The organism is Kocuria sp. MNB10 (assembly GCF_054073685.1).
Window position 1 is genome coordinate 727539 of the sequence record NZ_CM133411.1, and the last position, 24614, is coordinate 752152.

22 protein-coding genes and 1 pseudogene are annotated in these 24614 nt (G+C 68.9%); 5 read left to right on the forward strand and 18 right to left on the reverse strand.

All coding sequences use genetic code 11. The features are described 5' to 3' along the window. Positions 1 to 3 precede the first annotated feature (3 nt). A complete protein-coding gene (locus tag ACW9PK_RS03195) occupies positions 4 to 1035 on the forward strand; it encodes an anion permease (RefSeq protein WP_457016455.1) in 1032 nt (343 codons plus the stop codon). 205 nt (positions 1036 to 1240) lie between these two features. Here ACW9PK_RS03195 and pstB read toward each other — a convergent pair whose 3' ends face one another. The 4 genes from pstB to pstS form a co-directional block, all read right to left on the reverse strand. Further along, positions 1241 to 2020 (reverse strand): phosphate ABC transporter ATP-binding protein PstB, encoded by a 780-nt coding sequence (pstB, locus tag ACW9PK_RS03200; protein ID WP_064846305.1) that lies wholly within the window; start codon positions 2018 to 2020, stop codon positions 1241 to 1243. 36 nt (positions 2021 to 2056) lie between these two features. After that, complete coding sequence (gene pstA / locus ACW9PK_RS03205; protein WP_085108135.1) at positions 2057 to 3172, reverse strand: phosphate ABC transporter permease PstA; 1116 nt, start codon at positions 3170 to 3172, stop codon at positions 2057 to 2059. Beyond that, a complete protein-coding gene (gene pstC, locus ACW9PK_RS03210; protein ID WP_064846307.1) occupies positions 3172 to 4119 on the reverse strand; it encodes a phosphate ABC transporter permease subunit PstC in 948 nt (315 codons plus the stop codon). Before pstC ends, pstA begins: the two co-directional genes overlap by 1 nt. 149 nt (positions 4120 to 4268) lie before the next feature. Beyond that, on the reverse strand, positions 4269 to 5381 hold the full coding sequence (gene pstS / locus ACW9PK_RS03215; RefSeq protein ID WP_368836082.1) for a phosphate ABC transporter substrate-binding protein PstS: 1113 nt from the start codon (positions 5379 to 5381) through the stop codon (positions 4269 to 4271). A gap of 252 nt (positions 5382 to 5633) precedes the next feature. On the opposite strand from pstS, the gene ACW9PK_RS03220 reads away from it, so the two are divergent. The 3 genes from ACW9PK_RS03220 (at position 5634) to disA (ending at position 9405) form a co-directional block, all read left to right on the forward strand. Further along, positions 5634 to 6791, forward strand: coding sequence for an FUSC family protein (locus tag ACW9PK_RS03220; protein ID WP_085108132.1), 1158 nt, complete (start codon positions 5634 to 5636; stop codon positions 6789 to 6791). A 57-nt stretch (positions 6792 to 6848) separates the two neighbouring features. Then, positions 6849 to 8240, forward strand: a complete 1392-nt coding sequence (gene radA / locus ACW9PK_RS03225; protein WP_064846324.1) for a DNA repair protein RadA — start codon at positions 6849 to 6851, stop codon at positions 8238 to 8240. An 88-nt stretch (positions 8241 to 8328) separates the two neighbouring features. Then, a complete protein-coding gene (gene disA, locus ACW9PK_RS03230) occupies positions 8329 to 9405 on the forward strand; it encodes a DNA integrity scanning diadenylate cyclase DisA (protein WP_457016460.1) in 1077 nt (358 codons plus the stop codon). 151 nt (positions 9406 to 9556) lie between these two features. Here disA and ACW9PK_RS03235 read toward each other — a convergent pair whose 3' ends face one another. Continuing rightward, positions 9557 to 10282, reverse strand: a complete 726-nt coding sequence (locus ACW9PK_RS03235) for a hypothetical protein (RefSeq protein WP_457016462.1) — start codon at positions 10280 to 10282, stop codon at positions 9557 to 9559. On the opposite strand from ACW9PK_RS03235, the gene ACW9PK_RS03240 reads away from it, so the two are divergent. Beyond that, entirely contained in the window at positions 10281 to 11291 is a 1011-nt protein-coding gene (locus tag ACW9PK_RS03240) for an A/G-specific adenine glycosylase (RefSeq protein WP_457016464.1), read from the forward strand. The genes ACW9PK_RS03235 and ACW9PK_RS03240 overlap by 2 nt on opposite strands. Positions 11292 to 11307: 16 nt before the next feature. Here the strand turns inward: ACW9PK_RS03240 and ACW9PK_RS03245 are convergent. From ACW9PK_RS03245 to folB, 13 genes and pseudogenes are all read right to left on the reverse strand, one after another. Then, positions 11308 to 12868, reverse strand: a pseudogene (locus ACW9PK_RS03245) (IS1634 family transposase). A 126-nt stretch (positions 12869 to 12994) separates the two neighbouring features. Then, positions 12995 to 13513, reverse strand: coding sequence for an amino-acid N-acetyltransferase (locus tag ACW9PK_RS03250; protein ID WP_179861259.1), 519 nt, complete (start codon positions 13511 to 13513; stop codon positions 12995 to 12997). Positions 13514 to 13628: 115 nt separating this feature from the next. Continuing rightward, complete coding sequence (locus ACW9PK_RS03255; protein ID WP_368844804.1) at positions 13629 to 16247, reverse strand: ATP-dependent Clp protease ATP-binding subunit; 2619 nt, start codon at positions 16245 to 16247, stop codon at positions 13629 to 13631. Between the two features lie 217 nt (positions 16248 to 16464). Beyond that, complete coding sequence (locus tag ACW9PK_RS03260) at positions 16465 to 16806, reverse strand: histone-like nucleoid-structuring protein Lsr2 (RefSeq protein WP_035959173.1); 342 nt, start codon at positions 16804 to 16806, stop codon at positions 16465 to 16467. Positions 16807 to 17024: 218 nt separating this feature from the next. Next, entirely contained in the window at positions 17025 to 17297 is a 273-nt protein-coding gene (locus tag ACW9PK_RS03265; protein ID WP_240918959.1) for a hypothetical protein, read from the reverse strand. A gap of 61 nt (positions 17298 to 17358) precedes the next feature. Continuing rightward, entirely contained in the window at positions 17359 to 18807 is a 1449-nt protein-coding gene (lysS, locus tag ACW9PK_RS03270) for a lysine--tRNA ligase (RefSeq protein ID WP_241247141.1), read from the reverse strand. A 108-nt stretch (positions 18808 to 18915) separates the two neighbouring features. After that, positions 18916 to 19758, reverse strand: a complete 843-nt coding sequence (panC, locus tag ACW9PK_RS03275; protein WP_206479341.1) for a pantoate--beta-alanine ligase — start codon at positions 19756 to 19758, stop codon at positions 18916 to 18918. Continuing rightward, positions 19755 to 20747 (reverse strand): Rossmann-like and DUF2520 domain-containing protein, encoded by a 993-nt coding sequence (locus tag ACW9PK_RS03280; protein ID WP_085108109.1) that lies wholly within the window; start codon positions 20745 to 20747, stop codon positions 19755 to 19757. The genes panC and ACW9PK_RS03280 overlap by 4 nt, the downstream gene beginning before the upstream one ends. A gap of 51 nt (positions 20748 to 20798) precedes the next feature. After that, positions 20799 to 22634: a PH domain-containing protein gene (locus ACW9PK_RS03285; RefSeq protein ID WP_457016469.1), complete on the reverse strand. Its 1836-nt coding sequence runs from the start codon at positions 22632 to 22634 to the stop codon at positions 20799 to 20801. Continuing rightward, positions 22634 to 23149: a PH domain-containing protein gene (locus tag ACW9PK_RS03290; protein WP_457016471.1), complete on the reverse strand. Its 516-nt coding sequence runs from the start codon at positions 23147 to 23149 to the stop codon at positions 22634 to 22636. The genes ACW9PK_RS03285 and ACW9PK_RS03290 overlap by 1 nt, the downstream gene beginning before the upstream one ends. Further along, a complete protein-coding gene (locus tag ACW9PK_RS03295; RefSeq protein WP_085108101.1) occupies positions 23133 to 23687 on the reverse strand; it encodes a DUF3180 domain-containing protein in 555 nt (184 codons plus the stop codon). The genes ACW9PK_RS03290 and ACW9PK_RS03295 overlap by 17 nt, the downstream gene beginning before the upstream one ends. Continuing rightward, positions 23675 to 24199, reverse strand: coding sequence for a 2-amino-4-hydroxy-6-hydroxymethyldihydropteridine diphosphokinase (folK, locus tag ACW9PK_RS03300; protein WP_457016474.1), 525 nt, complete (start codon positions 24197 to 24199; stop codon positions 23675 to 23677). Before folK ends, ACW9PK_RS03295 begins: the two co-directional genes overlap by 13 nt. After that, positions 24196 to 24612, reverse strand: coding sequence for a dihydroneopterin aldolase (gene folB, locus ACW9PK_RS03305; protein WP_144932089.1), 417 nt, complete (start codon positions 24610 to 24612; stop codon positions 24196 to 24198). Before folB ends, folK begins: the two co-directional genes overlap by 4 nt. Between the last annotated feature and the right edge of the window lie 2 nt (positions 24613 to 24614).

Sequence of the window (24614 nt, forward strand, 5' to 3'; positions counted from 1 at the left end):
GCGGTGACAGAGTTACTGGCCGTCGTAGGCACCCTCCTGACCCTGGTCTTAACGGTCGTCAACGGTTTCCACGACGCCTCCAACGCCGTGGCCCTGCCCGTACGGTTCAACGCCCTGACACCCCGTGTGGCCCTGTGGACCGGAGCGGTGTTCAACCTCATGGGCGCCCTCCTGGTGGGGCTGGTCTTGGACCGGCTGATCTCGTTCGAGATCCCCATCCCCCTCAACGACGCGGGCGTGGTGGCCCTGTTGTGCGCCCTGCTCACGGCCATCGGGTGGGACCTCCTCACGTGGTGGTGGCGCATGCCCACGTCCTCCACCGCCGCGATCGGCGGCGCCGTGGTGGGTGCTCTGCTCGGAGCACGCGCCGCGGGGCTCTACGACGACCACCTGGCCATGGGTTCCTACTTCTCCTGGAATGTGCTGCTCCCCCTGCTGATCTCCCCCGTGATCGCGTTCGTGCTCGCGTTCCTGCTGGTCGTGCCCATCGTGTACCTGGTACGCCACGAGACCCCGGGACGCGTGAACTTCCGGGCCGGGGTCGTGCAGGCCACGGGTGCCGCGGCCATTCACTTCGGACACGGGATCCAGCACGCCCGGCGCACGCTGTGGATCCTCTTGGTCCTCCTGCTGATCGTGAACCCCAACCTCTCCCGGGACAGCATCCCCGTGTGGCTCACGGTGCTCGTGGGGGCGTGTCTCGCGTTCGGTACCCTGCTGGGCGGCTGGCGGATCTCCTACACCCTCTCCGCACGCATCGTGACGCTGGATCCCCTGCGCGGAGCGGCGGCGCAAACGGTGTCCGGCGCCCTGCTGTTCGTAGGGGGGTTCCTCTCCCCCATTCCGCTCTCTACGTCCCAGACCACCACCGCGGCGATCCTGGGCGCGGGTTCCGCCCAGAAGTTCCGCACCGTGTATCACGCCACCGTGCTGCGGGTCATCGCCTCGTGGGTCGCCACGGTCCCCGTGTGCGGCCTGGTCTCCGCCATCCTGTTCCTGGCGGCCTCCCCGCTGATCCAGGTCCCCGCGGCCTGATCCGTACCCGCGGTTCGCTCGGGGCACGCGTCACGATCGGGGCACGCGGAGGCTGACGACGTCGCACGGTGCGGATCGCTGCGCGCTCCCGGTGCGTGCGTCGTCGTACCCCGGGTCCGGCCGGAGCGCCGTCGTACCCCCGGGCGTGCACGCGAACGGTGCCCTCCGAGACGGAGGGCACCGTTCGCGTGCGCGAGGACGCGGATCAGCCGAAGCGGCCGGACACATAGTCCTCGGTGTCCTTCTTCTGCGGGTTGTTGAAGATGTCCGTGGTGGGCGCGTACTCGATCAGACGGCCGGGCTTGCCCGTGCCCTCGATGTTGAAGAACGCGGTCTTGTCCGACACACGGGACGCCTGCTGCATGTTGTGGGTCACGATCACCACGGTGTAATCGGTCTTGATCTCGTTGATCAGGTCCTCGATCGCGAGCGTGGAGATGGGGTCCAGCGCGGAGCACGGCTCGTCCATGAGGATCACGTCCGGCTTGACCGCGATTGCGCGGGCGATGCACAGCCGCTGCTGCTGACCACCGGAGAGACCGGAACCGGGCTTGTCCAAACGGTCCTTGACCTCGTTCCAGAGGTTCGCGCCGCGCAGCGAGCTCTCCACGAGCTCGTCCGCGTCCTTGCTCGAGATGCGCTTGTTGTTGAGCTTCACGCCCGCGAGCACGTTGTCGCGGATGGACATCGTGGGGAACGGGTTGGGGCGCTGGAACACCATGCCCACCATGGAGCGCACGGTCACGGGGTCCACGCCCTTGCCGTAGAGATCGTCTCCGTCCAGCAGCACCTTGCCCTGGGCGTAAGCACCCGGGATCACCTCGTGCATGCGGTTGAGGGTGCGCAGGAACGTGGACTTGCCGCAACCGGAGGGACCGATGAACGCGGTGACCGAGCGGGGTTCGATGTTCATGCTGACGTCCTGGACCGCCAGGAAATCGCCGTAGTAGACGTTGAGGTTTTCGACGTCGATTCGTTTCGACATGGGTGTGTTTCCTTAGATCGAATGGTCGGCCAGCACTCAGCGGCCGGCGGTCTTGGGAGCGAAGGCCCTGGCGATCAAGCGTGCCACGAGGTTGAGCAGCATCACGATCACGATCAGGATCAGCGCCGCGGCCCAGGCCCGCTGCAGGGACGGATCGGGGTTCGTGGGCGAGGTGGGCGTCATGATCTGGTAGTAGATGAACGTGGGCAGCGTGGTCATCCAGCCGGAGAACGAGTTCCAGTTGATGGCCGTGGCGAAGCCCGCGGTCACGAGCAGCGGCGCCGTCTCACCGATCACACGGGCGATCGCGAGGGTCACACCCGAGGCGATACCCGAGATGGCCGTGGGGATGACCACCTTGAGGATGGTCCGCCACTTGCGCACACCCAGCGCGTAGGACGCCTCGCGCAGTTCGTTGGGCACGATCCGCAGCATCTCCTCGGTGTTCTTGACCACCGTGGGGATCATCAGCACGGTCAGCGCGACCGCCGCCACGAACCCGGTACGGGTCGAGGGGCCGAAGATCATGCCGAACAGAGCGGCCGCGAACAGACCAGCCACGATGGACGGGATACCGGTCATGACGTCCACGAAGAACGTGATGGCCTTGCCGAGCCAGCCGCCCCGGGAGTACTCCACGAGGTAGATCGCGGTGAGCAACCCCACGGGCACCGACATGAGCGTGGCCCAGAACGTGATGGACACCGTACCGATGATCGCGTGGTAGGCGCCGCCCATCACCTGACTGGGCGCATCGGCCTGGTTGTCGTGGAAGCCCGTGACCCCGTTCATGGAGGTAAACAACATGTTGGAGGTCAGACCGGGGATGCCGTTGGCGAGCACCGTCCAGATCACGGAGATCAGCGGGATCACCGCGAGGATGAAGGCGGCATAGACCAGGAAGGTCATGAGCGAATCGGCCCCGGCGCGGGAACCCTCGATCATGCCCACGGCCAGCGGGCCGACCACCAGGAAGATCACGGTGGCGAACAGGGCCCACAGCGCGATGCTGAACCCCACCAGAGCGGCAAGCGCGGCCCCCGCCACGATCGCGGCCACGCCGATGACGGGGACGAGCCACTTGGGGCGCTGACCGCGGGTGAGCCTTGACTGGCGGACGGGTGAGGTTCCGGGTTGGGTGGACGTGGTCATCAGTTGGCCCCCGAGAATTCCTTGTAGCGAGCGATGATGGCGCGGGCGATCATGTTGACCACGAGGGTGATCAGGAACAGCACGAGACCGGCCGCGATCAGTTCGGACAACCGCAGGCCGTAGGCCTCGGGGAAGTTCAGCGCGATCTCCGCGGCGATCGTCTGGTTACCGGACTTGATCAGGGACGCGATCATGGGCCCGGAGGACAGCACCAGGGCCACCGCCATGGTCTCGCCGAGCGCGCGGCCCAGGGCCAGCATGATCGAGGAGATGATCCCGGGGCGCGCGAACGGCAGCACGGCCATCCGGATCATCTCCCACCGCGTGGCCCCCAGTGCCAGCGCGGCCTCCTCGTGGAGCTTGGGCGTCTGCGTGAAGATCTCGCGGGACATGGACGTGATGATCGGCAGGATCATGATGGCCAGCACGATGCCTGCGGTGAGCATGGTCTTACCCGTCTGGGACGCGGGCCCGTCGAAGATGGGGATGAAGCCCAGGTGCTCGGTGAGCCAGTTGTACAGCGGTACGAGCGCCGGCGCGAGCACCGTGGCACCCCACGCGCCGTAGATCACGGAGGGAATGGCCGCGAGCAGGTCGATCACGTAGCCCACCGGCTTGGAGATCTTGGCCGGTGCGTAGTGGGAGATGTAGAGCGCCACCAGGATGCCCACGGGTGTGGCGATCAGCAGGGCGATCACCGCGGCGATGAGCGTGCCCACGATGAGCGGCCAAATGTAGTGGAAGAAGCCCTGCCCACCGGTGATCTCCTCGGCGGGGGCGGCGAACGTGGGCAGCGCCTGCAGCAACAGGAATAGCGCGACGGCCGCGAGCACCGCGAAGATCAGGATGCCGGCGGCCAGGCTGAGTCCGGAGAAGACGGAGTCACCGGCACGTCCGGCCGAGGACTGGCGGGTCCCCGGTTTCTGGGCGCTGATGGTGGTGGACATGAACCAGTCCCTTCGATCAAGGTGTGGAACGAGCTGAGCGGTGAATTCGGCCAGCGTAGGACGTGGCGGTCCGAGATGACCGCGTGCGTGGCTGCGGCGCCGACGCGCGATGACACGCCGGCGCCGCACTCACACGTCGTCGGGGCGGATCAGCCCTTCGCGGTGATGGAGTCCACGGCCGCCTTGGCCTGGTCGCGCAGGGTCTGGCTCAGCGGGGCGGAACCGGCGGAGTCCGCAGCGGCCTTCTGTCCGTCCTCGGAGATCACGTAGTTCTCGAAGGCCTTGACCAGGTCCGCGGTCTCCTGGGAGTCGTACTGGGAGCACACGATGTGGTAGGAGATCAGCACGAGCGGGTACGCACCGGATTCCTTGGTGTCGCGCCCGATGTTGATCGCGAGGTCGTGCTCGCCGCGGCCCTCGGCCTGGGCGGAGACCTCGACGGCCTTGGCGGCGGCCTCGGGCGAGTGGGTCACGTACTGGTCGCCCACCTTGATCGCGGCGGTGCCGAGATCGCCCACGGCGGAGGAGTCCGCGTAGGTCACGGCGCCCTCGGTGCCGGAGGTCGTGGAGACCACGCCGGAGGTGCCCTTGTTGTTCTCCGCCGCGTACTCGGAGGGCCAGGCCTGTGCCGGGTCCTTGGTCCACTCCTGCGGAGCGGCCTCGTGCAGGTAGTCGGTGAAGTTCTCGGTGGTCCCGGAGTCATCGCTGCGGTGCACCACCGTGATCGGGGTGTCCGGGAGATCGGCGTCCGGGTTCTGCTGCTTGATCTGCTCCGCGTTCCAGCGCTTGATCTCACCCTTGAAGATCTTGGCGATGGTGGGGGCGTCCAGGTTCAGGGACTCGATACCGGGCAGGTTGAACGCCACGGAGATCGGGGAGATGTAGACCGGGAGGTCCATGGCGCCGTCGGGGCCGCACTGCTGCTTGGCCTGCTCGACCTCGTCGTCGGAGAGGTAGGCGTCCGAGCCGGCGAAGTTCGCGCCGCCCGCCAGGAAGGCCTTGCGCCCGGCGCCGGAGCCGTCCGGGGAGTACTGCACGGTGGAGCCGCTGTTAGCGGACTGGAAGCCGTTCTGCCACGCGGTCATGGCGGCCTGCTGGGAGGATGCCCCGATGCCGGTCAGCGTTCCGGACACGCCGCTGCTCTCGCCCGAGCCCCCGCCGCTGTTGGTGTTGCCGGTGGCGTTGTCGGAACCGCAAGCGGTGAGAGCGAGGGCACCAATGGCCAGGACTGCGGCCGAACGGCCGACATGCGAAACCTTCATTGTATTTCCCTTCGAAAGCGTGAACCGGGGAGCCCGGTGGGTGCGGACAACCGGATCTTGGAGTCCAACGCCGCTGCGTCCGCAGCGCGCCCGAGAATTACCGTAGGCAGGCGATATTGACAGATGCGGCCGGGAAGGTGAACTGGCGGTTAACAACCCCTGTGACCGGCGCCACCCCTGGCCACGGCGCCGCCCGGTCACGCGTCCCGCGCGGTACGCGTCCGTCCGAGGCGCCCGCCTAGGATGGGAGCCATGACGTCCTCGGAAGCAGCTCCGTACCGCTCCCGATTCCGTCGTGTTCCCGAGGTCGTGGGCAAGCGCGGGCGCTCCGGCTGGGCACGCATGACGTCCGGTTTCTTCCAGGCCGTGCAGATGACCGTGGCGGCCGTTGGCGCGTACGTGATCGCGGAACGGCTGCTGGGCCATCAAGGCCCCATCTTCGCCGCGACCGCCGCGCTCGTGTCCCTGGGGTACGCCAAGGGCGGGCTGCGCTACCGCCGGGTGCTGGAGGTCTCGATCGGGTGCACCCTGGGGATCGTGATGGGCGATCTGCTCATCCAGGTCCTGGGCCATGGTGAGTGGCAAGCGGCCCTCGTGTTGCTCCTGTCCCTCTTGCTCGCCCGGTTCCTTGACAACGGCGCGATCTTCACCACGCAGATGGGGCTGCAGTCCGTGCTGGTGGTGCTCCTCCCGCCATCGCAGGACGGCGTGTTCGCGCGGTCCTTCGACGCCGTGGTGGGGTGCCTGTGCGCGCTGCTCCTCGCGTACGTGATTCCCCAAGACCCGCGCCGCGAACCGCGCCAGGACCTCAGCAAGCTCATCGTGGAGTTCACCCAGGTGCTCACGGACTGCTCCCGTGCGGTCTCGGACACCGATTCGCGCCTCGCGTGGCACGCCCTCGTGCGGGCTCGTCAGACGCAGCCGCTCGTGGACTCGGTGCGCTCGGGGCTCACGGCCTCCCGGGAGATCGCCCACGCATCCCCTCTGCACCGCCGGCACCGCCGCGAGATCGACGACCTGAGCGAGAGCATCCGGTACGTGGACCTCGCCGTGCGCAACTCGCGCGTGTTCGCACGCCGCCTCGCGTCCGTCCTCAACCGCGTCTCCCTGTCCGACGACGCCGTGGCCTCCCTCTCCGAGGCCCTCGCCGATCTCTCCGACGCCATCCTGAGCCTGGATCACACGTTCTCCGCGAGTCATCCCCAGACCCGTGAAAGCTACCTGCGCCAGACGCGCAATGAACTGATCTCCGTGGCCGGTCGCCTGGAACCCGGGCTCATGGGGGTGCGGACCATGGAGGGCGAGGCACTCGTGCTGCTGATCCGTCCGTTGGTCGTGGACCTGTTGGAGTCCACCGGTCTCACCCACGAGGAGGCGATCCGGTACCTGCCCACGCTGGGCGGTCGGTGACCGAGCCATGGATCCGTGCCGCTTATGCGCGTCAGATCCGCCCCCTACGGTGACAGCATGAGCGCGAAGACCAGGAAGCCGTCCGTCTCCTACCGGTGCACGGAATGCGGCTGGACCACGGCCAAATGGGTGGGCCGGTGCGGTGAGTGCCAGTCCTGGGGCACCGTGCAGGAGATCTCCACGAACCTGGAACACGGGCGCACCCGGGCCGCGGCCAGCGTGGCGGTGCCCGCTCAACCCATCGGCCAGGTGGATTCCTCGGTGGCCCGCTTCACCCCCACGCGCGTCACCGAGTTCGACCGCGTCCTGGGCGGCGGACTCGTGCCCGGTGCGGTCATCCTGATCGCGGGGGAACCCGGCGTGGGTAAGTCCACGCTGCTCCTGGACGCAGCCGCCAAGGTGGCGGGCGGGCCCGATCCCCGCACCGTGTTGTACGTGACCGGGGAGGAGTCCGCGGCGCAGGTCAAACTGCGGGCCGAGCGCATCGATGCCCTCTCGGAAAAGCTGTACCTCACCGCGGAGACCGACCTCTCCGCGGCGCTCGCGCAGGTCAAGGACTTGAAACCGGAACTGTTGATCGTGGACTCGGTGCAGACCCTCGCGAGCCCGGAGATCGAGGGTTCGGCGGGCGGGGTGAGCCAGGTGCGGGAGGTCGCGGCGAGCCTCATCCACGCCGCCAAGACCCGGAACATGACCACCCTGCTCGTGGGCCACGTGACCAAGGAGGGTTCGATCGCCGGTCCCCGGTTGCTCGAACACCTCGTGGACGTCGTGTGTCAGTTCGAGGGGGACAAACACTCGCGCATCCGCCTACTGCGGGCCGTGAAGAACCGGTTCGGCCCCACGGACGAGGTCGGGTGCTTCGATCTCGAGGAGAACGGTATCCGCTCGGTCTCGGACCCGTCCGGCCTGTTCGTCTCCCGCACCCCCGTCCCGGTCGCGGGAACATGTCTGAGCGTCACCGTGGAGGGGCGCAGGCCGCTGCTCGCGGAGGTCCAGGCCCTGCTGGACAAGTCCAGCACCGCGCAACCCCGACGGGCCACCTCCGGCCTGGACGGTTCCCGGGTGGCCATGCTGCTCGCGGTGTTGCAGCGCCGGGCGGGCGTGGCCCTCGCGACCATGGACTGCTACGTGTCCACCGTGGGCGGTGTGCGGCTCACCGAACCCGCCACGGACCTCGCGGTGTGCATGGCGCTCGCGTCCGCCGCCCAGGATCGACCGCTGCCCCAGCGGCTCGTGTGCTTCGGGGAGATCGGACTGGCCGGTGAGGTCCGCCCCGTACCCGAGATCAACCGCAGGATCCAGGAGGTCGCCCGGCTGGGCTTCACCCACGCCGTGGTCCCGGCATCCCCCAACGGACCCGGCAAGATCCCTCCGGGCTTCTCCGTGCGTGAGGTCACCACCGTCTCACAGGCCATGGAGCTGCTCTTCCCGCCGCGGCAGGGCTGAGTCCGACGCCGTAGGGCCGAGTCCAAACACACATGCCACGCGGGGCATGTTGGCCTTTGGGCGGGGCGAGCGCACATAGAATGAGGCCGTGGTGAAATCGCACGAGACTGCCCTGAGACGGACCCTGGCCAGGGTCTCCCCCGGTACCGAACTGAGGACGGGGCTGGAGCGCATCCTCCGGGGCCGCACGGGCGCGCTCATCGTGCTCGGATTCGACCGCTCCGTGGAGTCGCTGTGTTCGGGCGGGTTCGACATCGACACCGAATTCACCCCCACCAAGTTGCGCGAACTCGCCAAGATGGACGGGGCGATCGTGTGCGACAAGGAAGCCACCCGCATCCTCAAGGCCGGGGTCCAGCTCATGCCGGACGCGTCCATCCGCACCCAGGAGTCCGGCACGCGTCACCGCTCCGCCGAGCGCACCGCCAAGCAGACCGGTGTTCCCGTGATCTCGGTCAGCCAGTCCATGAGCGTCATCACGATCTACGTGGCCGATTACCGCTACGCGATCGACGGTTCCCAGGCCATCATGGCCCGCGCGAACCAGGCCCTGCAGACCCTGGAGCACTACAGCAACCGCCTCGAGCAGGTCCTGGGCAGCCTCTCGGCGCTCGAGATCGAAGCCGCGGTGACCGCCCGCGACGTGGCCCTGACGCTGCAGCGGATGGAGATGGTGCGCAGGATCTCGGACGAGATCGGGTGGTACGTCCTGGAACTCGGCTCGGACGGGCGTCTGATTTCCCTGCAGCTCGAGGAGCTCACGGCCGGGACGGGACCGGGGCCCGGCGTAGTCCTGCGGGACTACCTGCCCGAGGCCACGACGCCCGAGGTGATCGCGGAGTCCCTGGACCGGCTCGCCCGGTTGTCGTCCACCGAACTGATCGATCTGCAGCGGGTCGCGGTGGCCGCGGGTCTCACCGGGCCGCAGGGCAACTTGGAGGTGGACCTGCACCCCCACGGTTACCGGCTGCTCGAGGGCATCAAGTCCATGCCGCGTGCGGTGGCGAAACGGCTCGTGGCCCAGTTCGACGGCCTGCAGTCGCTCATGGCCGCGAACCTCGAGGACCTGATGTCCGTGGAGGGCATCGGCGAGCAGCGTGCCCGCACCGTACGCGAGTCCTTGTCCCGTACGGCCGAGACGAGCCTGCTGGAACGGTTCATGTAGCAGTCCGGGTGGCCCGGTCGCGGACGCGTCCCGTGCACCGCCCGGGCATCGCCCACCGATGGTCACCTCGAGGGCCGCCAGCCGGCCGCGCGAGCCCCGGGACCGCCGTCGCCAGTGGATCTGCGCGAGCCGCGAGCCGCCCGTCGCCCACTCACTGCAGGCTGAAAACGGCCTGCTGGCTCGCGACGTCCCCGAGCGACGTCGTGAGGTTGTAGTACCCGGCGAGCGCCTCGGACTGGCCGGCCGGGCAGCCCTCCGCGGTGCGCACCCGGTTCCACGTGAGCCGTGCGGTCTCCTTCTGCCCCGTGTCCAGGGTGATCTGACGGTCCTCACCGGCTGCCGCGCAGTGCCGTGAATCAAAGACGGTGTCCGCGCCGGAGGTCACCACGAAGGCCATGTGATTGCTACCGGCGTCCACGCGGCACGGATGCTGGCCCTTGTTCTCGAGGGTCAGTTCGAGCACCGGGTTCTGGCCCGCCGCGTAACTCTGTTCGTCGGTCGCAGCACTCACCGCCAGATCCGCGCCGCATTCCGGCGCCGCCGTACTGCTCGCACTCGGGCTGCCGGACGCGCCGGGTGCACCAGACCCGGACGGTGTGGGCCGGGCAGTGAAGTCCGCGAACTTGTTCTGCGGATCCGTGCTCGGCTGCGCCGCGGCGTCGGGCTGCTGCGTGGCATTCGTGCCGTCGGCGTCCGGTGCCGTGAGTGCGCGCACGCCCGAGACCACTGCCCACAGCAGGGCCAGGACCAGGGCGACGATCACGGCGAGCGCGACCATGCGGCGTCGCCGGTAGACGTGCTCCGGGAGCCTGCCCCCGGTGTCTGCGGATTCCGCGGGGGACGTGGGGGGATCGTGCTGTTCGGAACCGGAAGCCATGGTCTCCAGGCTACCGTGGACAGTTATGAACTCGAGCCGCACACCAGCCCGCAACGAGCGACTTCACGGCATTCACGCAGCCGTGATCGAGTGGTACCGGCGGGCGTCCCGCGACCTGCCGTGGCGCGCGCCCGAACGCACACCGTGGCAGGTTCTCGTGAGCGAGATCATGCTGCAGCAGACCCCGGTGGGGCGCGTCCTGCCGGTGTGGCGCCGGTGGCTCGAACAGTGGCCGGAACCGGGCGATCTCGCGGCGGCGTCGCCCGCGGAGGTCCTGCGCGCGTGGGACAGGCTCGGCTACCCGCGCCGCGCGCTGCGGCTGCAAGCGGCTGCCCAGAACATCGCCGTAGAGCACGACGGGCGGGTGCCCGAGGACCACGCACAGCTGTTGGCATTGCCCGGGATCGGCGCGTACACCGCGGCGGCAGTGGCCGTGTTCGCGTTCGGTCAGCGCCACACGGTCGTGGACACGAACATCCGCCGGGTCGAGGCCCGGGTGTTCTCCGGGCGGGCCCTGCCGTCCCGTTCCCTCACCGCGGCGGAGACCCGGTTGGCGCAGGACGTCCTGCCGCAGGACGTCGCGGAATCGGTCGCGTGGAACCAGGCCGTGATGGAGCTGGGGGCACTGATCTGCACCACGCGTTCCCCGCGCTGCGACGAGTGCCCCGTGCGGTGGGACTGCGCGTGGGTCGCGGCTGGCAGCCCTCCCGCGCAGGAGACGCCCAGGGGCCAGTTGTGGCACGGCACGGACCGCCAGGTCCGCGGGGCCATGATGGCGGTGCTGCGCGCCGCGGACGAGCCCGTGCCCGCGCACTTGCTGCTCACGGACCTCGCGGGCTCGGAACAGATCGCCGGGGAGCACGCGGCCCCGCCCGCTGTGGTGATCGAACGGCTCGGGGCCCTGTGGCGGCTGCCCGCGCCCGCCGAACAACGGGAGCGTGCGTTGAACGGACTGCTCGCGGACGGTCTGGCCACCTCGGACGACGGCGCGGTCAGCCTTCCGGGGTGACCCGAGTCGTGCCAATTTAGTGTGTTGGCCATTCGGTGCCGGTGGCGGTGAGGATCTCGCTGGCTGCCGGTCAGCGGGTCGGCGGCGACGTGGGGGTGACCGGCGATGACGACGGTGACCTGTTGCAGCGGGCGTAGGGCCTGGACGATCTTCTTGATGCTCATCCCGGTCTGATCCTGCAGGTGACGGGCGACGGCCAGGGCGGTGACGATGATGGTGAGGTGGGCCTCGATGGCATCGCGGTCGTGGTGGAACATGGGCCTGGCCCGCAGGTCGGTCTTGCTCATCCGGAACGAGGCCTCGACCTGCCACAACGAGTGGTAGGAGGCGATCACCTCCGCTGCGGGCATGGTCGTGACGGGCAGGTTGGTGACGTAGCCCTTCAGCCCGGCCAGGCTGCGGGCGCGGGTCAGGGCGTCCTCGTCCAGGCGCGTCGAGCCGTTCACCGTCTTCACGAACCGCGGTGTGCGGGCTGGCTTCTCGCCGGCGATGACCGCCTTGGCGCGGTTCTCCTGCAGGGTGAGGGTGGCCCGGTCCCGTGCGGCGCGCTTGACGGAGTACGCCCATACCGCCCGCCACGACCGATCGTGCACCGCGGGGTCCCACACGGGTTCGGCGCGCTTGGTGACGTCGTTGACCGAGGCCGCCTTGGTGGTGGCCACCCGTGGAGTGATGGTGTCGATGATCTGTCCGTCGGTGAACGCATCCCCGTGCCACCGGAAATGAGAAGCGAGGTCGCCGGGGGCCTTGGTGACCCGCGAGCCGACGATGAACCGCAACCCGGCCGCATCCAGCTCCTTGAGGTTCGATGAGGAGAGCATGCCCGCGTCGGCGACCACCACGATGTCGGCCAGGTTGTGGCGCTGCTGGAACTGCTCGATGATCGGCAGGATCGTGGCGGTCTCGGCCTTGTTGCCCTCGAAGCACCCCACCTCCAGCGGGAACCCGGCACGGTCCACGAGCAGCCCCACGACGACCTGCGGGTCCACGCGCCGCTCCTTCGAATAGCCGACCTTGCGCAGCTCGTCCTCCTGCTCGGCCTCGAAGTAGAGGGTGGTTACGTCGTACAGGACCAGCGACAGGTCCCCGTGCCCGGCGGCGTGGGCGAAGCACGCCGCGGCGACCTGGTCGCGGTAGCCGCGTTCCTGGGCCCGGGCCAGGCACCGGAACATCGTGCGCAGCGACGCGTGCGGCACACCGAGCTCGTCCAGCACCCGCAGCGAGTCGGCCTTGCTCGTGGGTTCCACGATCCGCGCCAGCACCAGCGCCTTGAACGCCTCATCGCCCAGGGCATCGAACCCCAACCTGGCGTACGCGCTGGTCAGCACGTGCCACAGCAGTGCGCTGCACTTGCCGGTGATCACCGACTGCCCCGCCGGCACCGCGCCCGCGCTCAGGTCGAGCTCGCCCTGACCCGGGTGCATCTTCACCCGGGCGGCCTCCAACAGCGCGGTCAGCTCGGCCTCGGTGTGCGCTGAGCCCAGGTGCTCGAGGACTTTGTCCCGCCCGCCCCGGCGCTCAGCGATCTGCACCGCCGTCGCCCCCGACGCCGTCCGGACCTTACGCACGAACACCACGGTCCGACCCTACCCACCCGATTAGTGTGTCGCCGACCCCCGCCACAGGACCCTGACCAGCGACAACACCGGCCAAGTCAGCCAGGAGCTCTCAAGTGGCACGAGTCAGGTCGGACGACGGCGCGGTCAGCCTTCCGGGGTGATCGCGCGGATCATCCGCGTGTTGCCCAGCGTGTTGGGTTTGACCCGGGCCAGGTCCAGGAACTCCGCGACGCCCTCGTCGTGGGAACGCAACAGCTCTGCGAAGACCTCGGGCTCGATGGTCTCCTGGTTCTCCATCACGGCGAATCCGTGCCGCGCGAAGAACGCCACCTCGAAGGTCAGGCAGAAAACCCGGCCGACCCCGAGCCGAGCCGCACGGGCCAGCAGTTCCTCGATCATCCGCCCGCCCACGCCATGACCGCGCGCCGCGGGGGACGTGGCCAGGGTGCGCACCTCCGCGAGGTCCTCCCACATCACGTGCAAGGCCCCGCAGCCCACGAGGTTCCCGGCGTCGTCCTCCGCAACCACGAACTCCTGGATACTCTCGAAGTACGTCACCGTGTCCTTGGTGATCAGGATGCGCTCGGCCGCCATGGGCGCCACGAGCTCCTTGATGCCGTGGACGTCCGAGGTCCGGGCGGGGCGGATGCGGATCTCTACCATGCCCACGACTGTACGCGTCCGTTCGAACGCGAGCGGGCGGCGCCGCCGACCGTTGTGGTCGACGACGCCGCCCGCTCGCGGAGGCGCCGCGGTGCCGGGCACCGCGCGGGGTGGCTCAGGCCTGCGCCTGGGCCGCTCCCCCGCCGCTGTCGGGCCCCGAGTGGGGCGAGCGCGGCACGTCTTTGCCCGACTGGCTGTCGGCGTCGTCCGAGAACGCCGGGGTGTTCTCGATCTCCCGGATCTCGTCGTCGGAGAGCTCGGACATGGGCGTGGAGGAGAAGGTGAAGGTGGCGCCGTCGCCCTCACCCTCGACGTCCACCGAGATCTTCTCGCCCGAGGCGATCTCGCCGAACAGGATCCGCTCGGAGAGCTGGTCCTCGATCTCACGCTGTATGGTCCGGCGCAGCGGCCGGGCACCCATCGCGGGGTCGTAGCCCTTCTTGGCGAGCAACTGCTTGGCGGCGTCGGACAGCGAGATGGACATGTCCTGCTCACGCAACCGCCGCTGCAGGCGCGCCACGAACAGGTCCACGATCTGCACGATCTCACTCTCGCTCAGCTGCGGGAACACGATGATCTCGTCCACGCGGTTGAGGAACTCGGGACGGAAGTGCTCCTTGAGCTCCTCCTGCACCTTGGCCTGCATTCGGTCGTAGGACGTGGCCGCGTCCCCGCTGGCCTGGAAGCCCACGGGAACCGTGCGGGAGATGTCCCGGGTACCGAGGTTCGTGGTCATGATGATCACGGTGTTCTTGAAGTCCACCACACGGCCCTGCGAGTCGGTCAGGCGACCGTCCTCGAGGATCTGCAGCAGCGAGTTGAAGAGGTCCTGGTGGGCCTTCTCGACCTCGTCGAACAGCACCACGGAGAACGGCTTGCGACGGACCTTCTCGGTCAACTGACCGCCCTCCTCGTACCCCACGTAGCCCGGAGGGGCACCGAAGAGCCGGGAGACGGTGTGCTTCTCCTGGTACTCGGACATGTCCAGCGTGATCAGGGCGTCCTCGTCACCGAACAGGAACTCCGCGAGCGCCTTGGCCAGCTCGGTCTTACCCACACCAGTGGGCCCGGCGAAGATGAACGAGCCACCCGGGCGGCGCGGGTCCTTCAGACCAGCTCGGGTACGGCGGATGGAGCGGGACAGGGCCTTGATGGCCTCGTTCTGCCCGATGACGCGCTTGTGCAACTCGTCCTCCATGTGCAGCAGCCGCCCGGACTCCTCCTCGGAGAGCTTGTACACGGGCACACCCGTGGAGGCGGACAGGACGTCCGAGATGACCTCCGGGGTCACCTCCGAGATCTGGTCGTCGCCCTCGCGCCACGCGGTGTCCTTCTCGTCGCGCTCGGCGATGAGCTTCTGCTCGGTGTCGCGCAGGGACGCGGCCTTCTCGTAGTCCTGGCCCTCGATCGCGGCTTCCTTGGCACGCTTGGTGTCCGCGATCTTCTGGTCCAGGGCCTTGATCTCCGGCGGCGCGGTCATGCGCTTGATGCGCAGACGTGCACCGGCCTCGTCGATCAGGTCGATGGCCTTGTCGGGCAGGAACCGGTCCGAGACGTAGCGCGCGGACATGTGCACCGCGGCCTCCAGCGCGTCGTCCGAGATGGACACGCGGTGGTGCGCCTCGTATTTGTCGCGCAGGCCCTTGAGGATCTCCACGGCGTGGGCCTCGGAGGGCTCGTCCACCTGGATGGGCTGGAAGCGCCGTTCGAGGGCGGCGTCCTTCTCGATGTGCTTGCGGTACTCGTCCAGCGTGGTGGCACCGATGGTCTGCAGCTCGCCGCGCGCCAGCATGGGCTTGAGGATCGACGCGGCGTCGATCGCGCCTTCCGCGGCACCCGCACCCACGAGCGTGTGGATCTCGTCGATGAACAGGATGATGTCCCCGCGCGTACGGATCTCCTTGAGCACCTTCTTGAGGCGTTCCTCGAAGTCACCGCGGTAACGGGAACCGGCCACGAGCGATCCCAGGTCCAGCGTGTAGAGCTGCTTGTCCTTAAGCGTCTCGGGGACGTCCCCGCGCACGATCGCCTGGGCCAGGCCCTCCACGACTGCGGTCTTACCGACACCGGGTTCACCGATCAGCACCGGGTTGTTCTTGGTGCGCCGGGAGAGCACCTGCATCACGCGCTCCATCTCGCGGTAGCGCCCGATCACGGGGTCCAGCGTGGACTCGCGCGCGGCGGCGGTGAGGTTGCGACCGAACTGGTCCAGCACGGCCGAACCCGCGGGAGCGCCCTCGGCGCGGCCACCGGTGCCGACACCGGCGGCTTCCTTCTCCCCGCCGGCGTTGCCGGACTGGTAACCGGAGATCAGTTCCAGCACCGTGGCGCGGACCTTGCCGGGATCGGCGCCGAGCTTGACGAGCACCTGGGAGGCCACGCCCTCGCCGGCGCGGATGATCCCGAGCAGGATGTGCTCGGTCCCGATGTAGTTGTGCCCCAACTGCAGGGCCTCGCGCAGCGAGTGCTCGAGCACCTTCTTGGCGCGGGGCGTGAACGGGATGTGACCCGAGGGCGCTTGCTGGCCCGGGCCGATGATGTCCTGGACCTGCTCGCGGGCGGCGCTCAGGGTGATGCCCATGGACTCGAGGGCCTTGGCGGCGACGCCCTCACCCTCGTGGATCAGGCCGAGCAGCAGGTGCTCGGTCCCGATGTAGTTGTGGTTGAGCATCCTGGCCTCTTCCTGGGCCAGCACGACGACCCTGCGGGCGCGGTCGGTGAAGCGTTCGAACATGGATACTCCTTCATTGATCTCTGTCAACGATGCTAGGCATCCCGCGCGGCGTTTCCGGCACTGTTCGCCACTGGCGCACGGTATCCAGCCCTCAGCAAAATTCCCCCCGGGGGGCCTTTCGCAACTCCCCGTCCCGTGCTCCCCGGTACCGACGACAACGGCCGGAACACGCCTGTTGCGGCGTGTTCCGGCCGTGATGCCGGGGTGTGCTACGAACTCAGTCGTTGTGAGCGGCGTAGTACTTGTCCTGGATGTCCTGGTGGATGCGGCCGCGGTCCGAGACCTGCAGGCCCTGCTTTTTGGCCCACGCGCGGATCTTGGGGGTCTCGGGGTTGCCCGAGCGGTTCGGGCGCGTGGTGGTGTTCTGGCTGCGCCCGCTCTTGGCGGACGCGCGGCGACCGGCCGCGACGTAGGGACGCAGGGCGTCGCGCAGCTTGGTGGCGTTGGCCGAGCTCAGGTCGATCTCGTACTGGCCGCCGTCCAGACCGAAACGCACGGTCTCATTGGCCTCGCCGCCGTCGATATCGTCTTCAAGAATGATTTTCACGGTCTGAGCCATGCTCCAGCTCCTCCAAACGCCCTACGGGCTCGTCGATCAATTATTCGCGCTAGCAAATTCATGCTGTGGGGTGAAACACAGGAATTTGTCCCCCGTGTGATTCCGATCTCCATTCCTCATGGAAACTGTTCGGATTCACCCATGGGAACGTCCCCGGAATGAAATGCAGGGACCGCGGATTCACGGTCCTATCATGGCAGATATTCGAATAATTGTCATCACGGTCTATTGGGATCTTCCGGGGATTCACGAATAGGAATGCTGTTGCGTAAGCCCAGACCCCGTTGTTGCCGGGGCTTATCCTCCTGATATCCGAACGGGACTTTGTCCCCCTCGCGTTCGCGTACCGAGCGGTACCACTGCTCGGCGTCGTCGCGGGCCTGTGCCTGCGCACTGCGCTCGGTCCTGTCCCCGCGCAGCAACCAGCGCATCACGAGGTAGAAGACCACACCCACACCGAGTGAGGGTACGAAGACGGCCAGGTAATCCATGACGGTGATCATCCTCTCCAGGACTGGACGGCGGCTGGACGCGGTACTGCGCCGGGCCGGTTCACTCGGGCTTCATGAGGGGGAAGAGGATGGTGTCCCGGATGCCCAGGTTGGTGAACAGCATGATGAGCCGGTCCAGCCCCAGGCCGAGCCCGCCCATGGGCGGCGCGCCGTATTCGAGGGCCCGCAGGAAGTCCTCGTCCAGCTGCATGGCCTCGTCGTCCCCCGCCGCGGCGAGCCGGGACTGCTCCGTGAGCCGGTCGCGCTGCACCACCGGGTCCACGAGCTCGGAGAACGCGGTGCCACGCTCCATCCCTCCGATGATCAGGTCCCACGCCTCGATCAACCCCGGCTTCTCGCGGTGGGGCCGGGCGAGCGGTTGTGCGGCCGGCGGGTAGTCGTACACGAACGTGGGTTGGATCAGGGTGGGCTCCACGATTTCCTCGAAGAGTTCCATGACGAGTTTCTGTGCGTCCCATGCAGGATTCACTTGGATATCGCGCTGAGCGGCGATCTTTCGCAGTTCCGTGACATCCGTGTCCGGGGTGATCTCCCGTCCCACGGCCTCGGACAGCCCCGGATACACGGAAACCCATGCCCACTCCCCGAACAAATCAATGCGGCCGTCCTCGGTGTCCACCCCGTCCACACCAAGCGCGCGGGCGCATTCCTGGATGATCTCCTGGATCCGCTGCGCCATCACGAATTGATCGGCGTAGGCCTCATACGCCTCGAGCGTGGTGAATTCCGGGCTGTGGGAGGAATCCACACCCTCGTTACGGAAGACCCGGCCGATCTCGAAAACCCTGTCGATACCGCCCACGACCGCGCGCTTGAGATACAGCTCGGTAGCGATACGCAGCGTCATGTCCTGGTCGAACGCGTTGAGGTGGGTACCGAATGGGCGCGCCGCGGCCCCGCCGTGCACGAGCTGGAGCATGGGGGTCTCGATCTCCACGTACCCCTGTTCCTCCATGACACGGCGTACGGTGCGCGTGATTGTGGAGCGCGTGAGGACGACGTCGCGGGCCTCCTGGCGCACGATCAGGTCCAGGTAGCGCTGCCGCACCCGGGTTTCCTCGTTGAGTTCCTTATGCATGGTGGGCAGGGGGCGCAGGGCCTTGGAGGCCATGGTCCACGAGTCCGCCATCACGGACAGCTCCCCGCGCCGCGAGCTGATCACGCGACCGGTGATGGCCACGAAGTCGCCAAGGTCCACGAGGGCCTTCCACTGCGCGAGGGGTTCGTCCCCCACGTTGACCTTGGAGAGCATGGCCTGCAGCCGGGTGCCGTCCCCCTCCTGGAGGGTCGCGAAGCACAACTTGCCGGTGTTGCGCACGTGGACCACACGACCGGCCACGGTCACGACGTGCTCGGTCTCCTCCCCGGCTTCGAGCTGACCGAACTGCTCACGGACCGCGGCAAGGGTCGTGGTGCGGTGCACGTCCACGGGATAGGGCGCCATCCCGGCGTCCTGCGCTGCCTGGCGCTTGGCGGCGCGCACGGCCATCTGATCGTTGAGCTCGTGGGCGCTCAGCTCCGGATCGGTGCTGGCGGTGTCTGCGGGAACGGTGGATTCGGGCTGCTCGGTCACAATGGACCAGGATACCGCCCGCGCTCAGATTCGCATGTTGTCGATCAGGCGGGTGGGACCCACCCACGCCGCCACGAGCGCGAGGGTCCCGGGGCCGGGTTCCACGAGGGAAAGATCTCCCGGGTCCACGGTCACGAGGTAGTCCAGGCGCACCTCCGGCTCGGCGTCGATGGCGCTGCGCGCCCGCTCGAGCGTGAGCTCCCCTGCCGCGAGCGCGCGCAACGTCCGGTGCAGCACGAGCGCGTGGTCGGCCTGCTCGGCGGAGAGGTACTGGTTGCGCGAGGACAGGGCGAGCCCTTGCTCCGAGCGCACGATGGGCACCGCACGGATCTCCACCGGGTGATCGAAATCACGCACCATCCGCTGCATGAGCAGCAGTTGCTGCGCGTCCTTCTCCCCGAAATAGGCCCGCAGTTCGGCGGCGGGGCCCGGTGCCGCGATCGTGAACAGCTTGTTGACCACGGTCAGGGCGCCGTCGAAGTGCCCGGGGCGCGTGGCCCCCTCCAGGATCGACCCTGCCCGCCCGGAGGTCACGGACACTACGGGCGTCCCGTCCGGGTACATCTGCTCGACCGACGGCGCGAAGACGAGGTCCACACCCACCTCGGCGAGCCGCGCAACGTCCCCGTCCAGGTCCCGCGGGTAGCTCTCGAAGTCCTCGCCGGGACCGAACTGCAGCGGGTTGACGAACACGGACACCACCGCGAGGTCGTTCTCCGCACGCGTGCGCTGCGCGATCCGCGCGTGCCCGTCGTGCAGGGCACCCATGGTGGGGAACAACCCCACGGTGCGGGCGCCGCGGGTCACGCGCGCCCCGATCTCCTCGCGCAACTGCGCCACGGTGGTGCACACCACGGGTCCCGTCACGGGCGTTCCTCTCCGTCGAGCGCGGCAAGCACCGCGCGATAGGTCGTCTCGTCGATCCGGCCCGACGACGCCGCGCGGGCCGCGGTCTGCCGCGCCAGTGCGCGGTACCCCGCCAACAACTGCTCCCCGGCGTCCGCCTGGCGCGCTCCCCGCACGGAGGCGTCGGGTGCCGTGACGCGCTCGGGCGAGCGGGCGGCGTCGGCGGCGGAGACCCCATCTTGGGATAGCTCCCGTAGGGCGGCGACGTGGGCGGCCACCGTGGCGACGTCCCCGCGGGCCACGGGACCGGTCAGGGCGTCCTCCCCGGAGGCCAGGGCGTTGTCCACCGTGGCGCGCGCGAGGGGGCCCAGGACGCGTTCCGGGTGGGTGACCCCGATCTGCCCGAGCACTTGCATGGACTCCCCGAGCAGGGTCATCACGTGGTTGGAACCGTGGGCGAGCGCCGCGTGGTACAGGGGGCGATCCGCTTCCGCGATCACCACGGGCTCGGCGCCCATCTCCACCACGAGAGCTTGCGCGATGGGCAGGACGGGTGCCGCGGCGGTGACGCCGAAGCTGCAGTCCGCGAGCCGGTGCAGGTCCAGGCTGAGCCCCGTGAAAGTCATGGCGGGGTGCACGGCCAGGCCAATCCCCCCGGCACGGCGCACGGGTTCGAGCACATCCGTGCCGTAGCGCCCCGCGGTGTGCACCACGAGCTGACCGGGTTGCCACGCGCCCGTGGCACCGAGCCCGCTCACCAGACCTGGTAGTTGGTCGTCCGGGACCGCGAGCAGTACGAGTTCACTGCGTTCCACGATCGTGGGGACGTCCAACACGGGCACGTCCGGCAACAGGGCACCCGCGCGCTCCCGGCTCTGTTCGGAGGACGCGTGCACACCCACGACGGCGTGTCCCGCGGCCCGCAGCGCGGCGCCCAGCACCGCGCCCACCTTGCCGGCACTGATCACGCCCACGCCCAACCGGCCCGGGCGGTCACTGGGTTGTCTCACGGAAATTCTCCTCGACGGGGACGACGGCACGCACAGAGTAGCGCACGCGCGTCAGCTCCCCCGCGGGTCGGGCGTGCCGGCCAGCGCAGTGGCGTGCTGTTCGCGGCCCCGACCGTTGACGCGGTCGCGCGCCGCGCGGGCAAGGTCCGTGTGGCGTGCCTGCAGCTCGCGGACCTGTGCGGTGTCCAGGTGGTGCACGGACGTGGTCACCGACCCGGGGGTCACGTGCACCGCGAAACCACTCAGCCGCAACCGCCGGTCCACGGGACCCTGGGTCACGGCCACGGACTGCGTCTTGTGGTGCGGGATCACGCTCGCGTGCCGTGCGAGTCTGCCCCACCGCAGCACGAGCGCGGACGTGTTCAAGGCGAAGCCCGTGCGACGCCACGTGAGCGGATCCAACCAGCGGGCCCTCCGGGGGCTCGTGGTGAAGTCCTCCGAGCCGCCGATCCCCGTGAGTCCCTGGTCCACGAGCTCGGTGGGCGCGTGTTCGAGCGGCAGCACGAGGTCGAGGATCTCGTGCACGTTCTCGAGTGTGCCCACGGGCAACACCGTGGAACCGAGCCCCTCGGTGCCCTCGGAGCCGCCTTTACCCGCGGTGATCACCCGGACGTGGTGGCCGTCGAAACCGCGCCACATCAGGGGTTTACCGACCTCCAAGGCCTGCACCCTCCCCGTGGGAATCGTGGAGGAGCGCTCGTTGAACAACCCGGATCGGGTGCGCACCCCGGAGGGGACCACGCTGAGCGTGAACCCCCAGCTCTTCTCGAGCCGCGAGTACACCGTGGAGACCACGCCGAGCAGCAGGGGGACGAAACTGGGGATCATGACCCGCATCACCTGGACGTTCCAGAACGCGGCGATCACCGCCGCCACCGCCATGAGCAGCAGGATCACGGCGGGCGGGGAACACACGAGGCTCAGCAGCACCCGGCTCGTGGGCACCGTGAACACGCGCCGCAACTCGTCCTGTTCACCCAACAGGCCGTACTTCCGGGCGGCCCGCACGTCCACGGTGTCGCGCCGGCCGCGCTCGCCCGTACCGGCCGCGGGGTTCCCCTGGTACGCGGGGTAGCGGTCGGTCGCGCCGGAGTCCACGGCGGGGACGACGGCGCTCGCCGCCGAACGGTCCCACGGCGCCACGCGCCCGGGGCGGGTGACCTGCGGATCCCGGTACCGGTCGGCAGCCGCCTCCCCCGTTGCTTGGCCGTCATGAGCGGCCGACGCCTCGTGGGCGTCCGGGGCGGTGTGCGGGATCGGCGCGTCCGACGCGTGGTGCGCGGCCACGAGCAGTTGTTGCCGCAGCTGGCGGGCGTGGTCGCGGCGAAGGTAGGACAGCTCGAGGACGCTGGACCCGCCGTCTGCGACGTCGAACTTCAAGGACGCGAGACCCAGGATCCGGGGGACGAACTTGCGCTCGATGTCGATGCCCTGGACCCGGTCCAGGCGGGCCTGGCGGTGCGTGCGGAACAGCCACCCCGTGCGCAGGCGCACGTGTTCGTCCGTGATCTGGTAGCGGATGAACCACCACGAGAGTAGACCCAGACCGATGAGCAGGCCGAGCACACCGCACAGGATCGCGATCGCAAGGCCCGCGCCCGCGAGCTGCACCGCCCCGCCCACGTCCATCTCGATGGGGTCCCCGTTGAGCACCGCCGTGACGAGGTCGTCCAGGAACACGTTGCCGAAGCCCCACGCGAGGGCCACCACGAGTAGCCAGCTGCGCACGAAGGGCGTGAGCGGGTGCACCCGGTGCCACGCGCCGTCGGCGTCCGCCCCGGGGCTTGGACCCGTGCCAGTGCGCTGGGCGGGCCCGGGGAGCGGACCGGAGCCCGGGTCTGCCGGCGACCCCGGCTGCGCGTAGCGGTGGGACGGGTCCGGGCTCATCACAACCCCACCATGTGCTCTTCCCCGCGCTCCGTGAGCTGCTCGCGCAACCGGCCTGCCTCCGCGCGGGGTAGCCCGGGCAGCACGGCGTCCGTGGCCGCGGACGCGGTGTGGAGCGTGAGCGTGGCCAGCCCGAACGCGTTGAGCACCGGCCCGGTCTTGATGTCCACGTACTGCATCCGCCCGTACGGCACCACGGTCAAGCTGCGGAAGAACAGGCCCTTGCGCAGCCACAGTTCGGTGGGTGCCTCCGCGTAGCCGATGGCCCGGACCCGGCGCGGAATCAGGGACAGGTTCACGAGACCCACCCCGAGCACGATCCCGGACAGCACCCACATCCACCACTGCGGGCGGTCGCCCCAGGTCCCGAGCAGACCCAGGATCAGGGGGATCGAGAAGACCGCGGTCCACACGACGGTGGAGATGGCGGAGCTGATCAGGCGTACGGAAACGTACTGGGGCGCCGCCCGGTGCCAGGTCAGTCCCGGAGGTGACAGTTCATCGGTGGCGGGCATATCCTCCCTCTCCTGGGGCGTACGGGTCCCGCCGTCCACCGTAGGGGGTTTCCTCCTCCGCGTCGGGGTCATCGGGTGGGAGCCGACACGATTTCTCCACGATCCAGCCCACGACCGCCAGCACGATCCCCGCCGCGCCTTGGGCGATGCACAGCCACAACGGTTCCTGCGTGGAACGCACCCCGAGCAGGGTGAGCTGGTCCACGCCGATCCCGGCGTGCCACCCGGCGGTCAGCGCTCCGTAGTACGCGATCGCCTGCGCCGCCGCTGCCGTGCCCACGGCCCACACGGGATCGTACGGTTTGCGCCGAGCCGGGTCGCGACGTCGCCCGGCACCGCGTTCGGGGTCCCGGTAGGCGCGCAACCGCAGCCCCAGGTACCCCACCACGAGCGCGGCCGCGAGTTCGGCGAGCAGACTGAGCCACGGCAGGATGAGCAGGCTCTGGTGTTGCCCGCTCACCACGTGATTGAGGCTCCACCCCACGGCCGCCGCGACCGCGGCGGCCGCCACGAGGGACAACACGTTCAGGTATCGCACGGGGACCCCACCTCCGGTCGCACGCGGTGCTCGGTCACGGTCAGATCCGCGAAGTCCGAGGCCTCACGGGCCAGCTTACGGACGGGACGGCCGTCGAGGTGGGCCCGCGGATCCATGAGGGCCCACGGTTCGAGCACGAACGCGCGTTCGTGGGCCCGCGGGTGCGGCAACTGCAAACGCGGATCGTCGCTGTGGACGTCCTCGAACCACACGACGTCCAGGTCCAGGGTGCGCGGCCCCCAGCGCACGTCACGCGTGCGACCGTGCTCGGCCTCGATGCTCTGGCACACCGCGAGCACCTCGAACGGCGTGAGCCGGGTACGCAGTTCCACGACCGCGTTGAGGTAGTCCGGGGAGTCCTGCGGTCCACCCACCGCGCGGGTCTCCACGACCGGTGAGCTCGCCGTGACACTGATCCCGGGTGTCGCGTCCAGCGCCCGCACGGCCTGCCGCAGCACCGTCAACCGCTGCCCCAGGTTCGCCCCCAGGGCCACAACACACCGGGCCGTCATCCGTCCGCGCCCGCCTCGTAGTGTCCGCGGCGGCGGTGGATGCTCACGGCCACGTCCGAGAACGTCACGTCGATCGGCGCCTTGGGTTTGTGGACCGTGACCTCGAGCTCGGCCACCGCGGGGAAATTCTCCACGAGCGCCCGCGCGATCTCCTCCGCGAGGGCCTCGATCAACTGGAACCGGGTCCCGATGATGATCTCCCGCACCATTTCCGCGACCTCCCCGTAGTGCACGGTGCGGGTGAGGTCGTCGCTGGTCCCGGCCGGTCGCAGGTCCACGGAGAGCACGAGGTCCACGAAGAACGGCTGACCGCTGCGGCGTTCCTTCTCGAACACGCCGTGATAGCCCACCGCGCCCAGGCCGGTGAGGGTGATCCGATCGCGATGGTTCTTGTCAGGGGCGGGTGTGTTCATGG

Bases quoted from the DNA above. Each gene is read 5' to 3' on its own strand.
- pstC (WP_064846307.1), bottom strand. From the start codon at position 4,119: ATGTCCACCACCATCAGCGCCCAGAAACCGGGGACCCGCCAGTCCTCG.
- ACW9PK_RS03250 (WP_179861259.1), bottom strand. From the start codon at position 13,513: ATGGTAGAGATCCGCATCCGCCCCGCCCGGACCTCGGACGTCCACGGC.
- folB (WP_144932089.1), bottom strand. From the start codon at position 24,612: ATGAACACACCCGCCCCTGACAAGAACCATCGCGATCGGATCACCCTC.
- pstA (WP_085108135.1), bottom strand. From the start codon at position 3,172: ATGACCACGTCCACCCAACCCGGAACCTCACCCGTCCGCCAGTCAAGG.
- ACW9PK_RS03240 (WP_457016464.1), top strand. From the start codon at position 10,281: ATGGTCTCCAGGCTACCGTGGACAGTTATGAACTCGAGCCGCACACCA.
- ACW9PK_RS03265 (WP_240918959.1), bottom strand. From the start codon at position 17,297: ATGGATTACCTGGCCGTCTTCGTACCCTCACTCGGTGTGGGTGTGGTC.
- ACW9PK_RS03260 (WP_035959173.1), bottom strand. From the start codon at position 16,806: ATGGCTCAGACCGTGAAAATCATTCTTGAAGACGATATCGACGGCGGC.
- pstB (WP_064846305.1), bottom strand. From the start codon at position 2,020: ATGTCGAAACGAATCGACGTCGAAAACCTCAACGTCTACTACGGCGAT.
- pstS (WP_368836082.1), bottom strand. From the start codon at position 5,381: ATGAAGGTTTCGCATGTCGGCCGTTCGGCCGCAGTCCTGGCCATTGGT.
- folK (WP_457016474.1), bottom strand. From the start codon at position 24,199: ATGACGGCCCGGTGTGTTGTGGCCCTGGGGGCGAACCTGGGGCAGCGG.
- ACW9PK_RS03255 (WP_368844804.1), bottom strand. From the start codon at position 16,247: ATGTTCGAACGCTTCACCGACCGCGCCCGCAGGGTCGTCGTGCTGGCC.
- radA (WP_064846324.1), top strand. From the start codon at position 6,849: ATGAGCGCGAAGACCAGGAAGCCGTCCGTCTCCTACCGGTGCACGGAA.
- ACW9PK_RS03285 (WP_457016469.1), bottom strand. From the start codon at position 22,634: ATGAGCCCGGACCCGTCCCACCGCTACGCGCAGCCGGGGTCGCCGGCA.
- ACW9PK_RS03220 (WP_085108132.1), top strand. From the start codon at position 5,634: ATGACGTCCTCGGAAGCAGCTCCGTACCGCTCCCGATTCCGTCGTGTT.
- ACW9PK_RS03290 (WP_457016471.1), bottom strand. From the start codon at position 23,149: ATGCCCGCCACCGATGAACTGTCACCTCCGGGACTGACCTGGCACCGG.
- lysS (WP_241247141.1), bottom strand. From the start codon at position 18,807: ATGGCCGTGCGCGCCGCCAAGCGCCAGGCAGCGCAGGACGCCGGGATG.
- ACW9PK_RS03235 (WP_457016462.1), bottom strand. From the start codon at position 10,282: ATGGCTTCCGGTTCCGAACAGCACGATCCCCCCACGTCCCCCGCGGAA.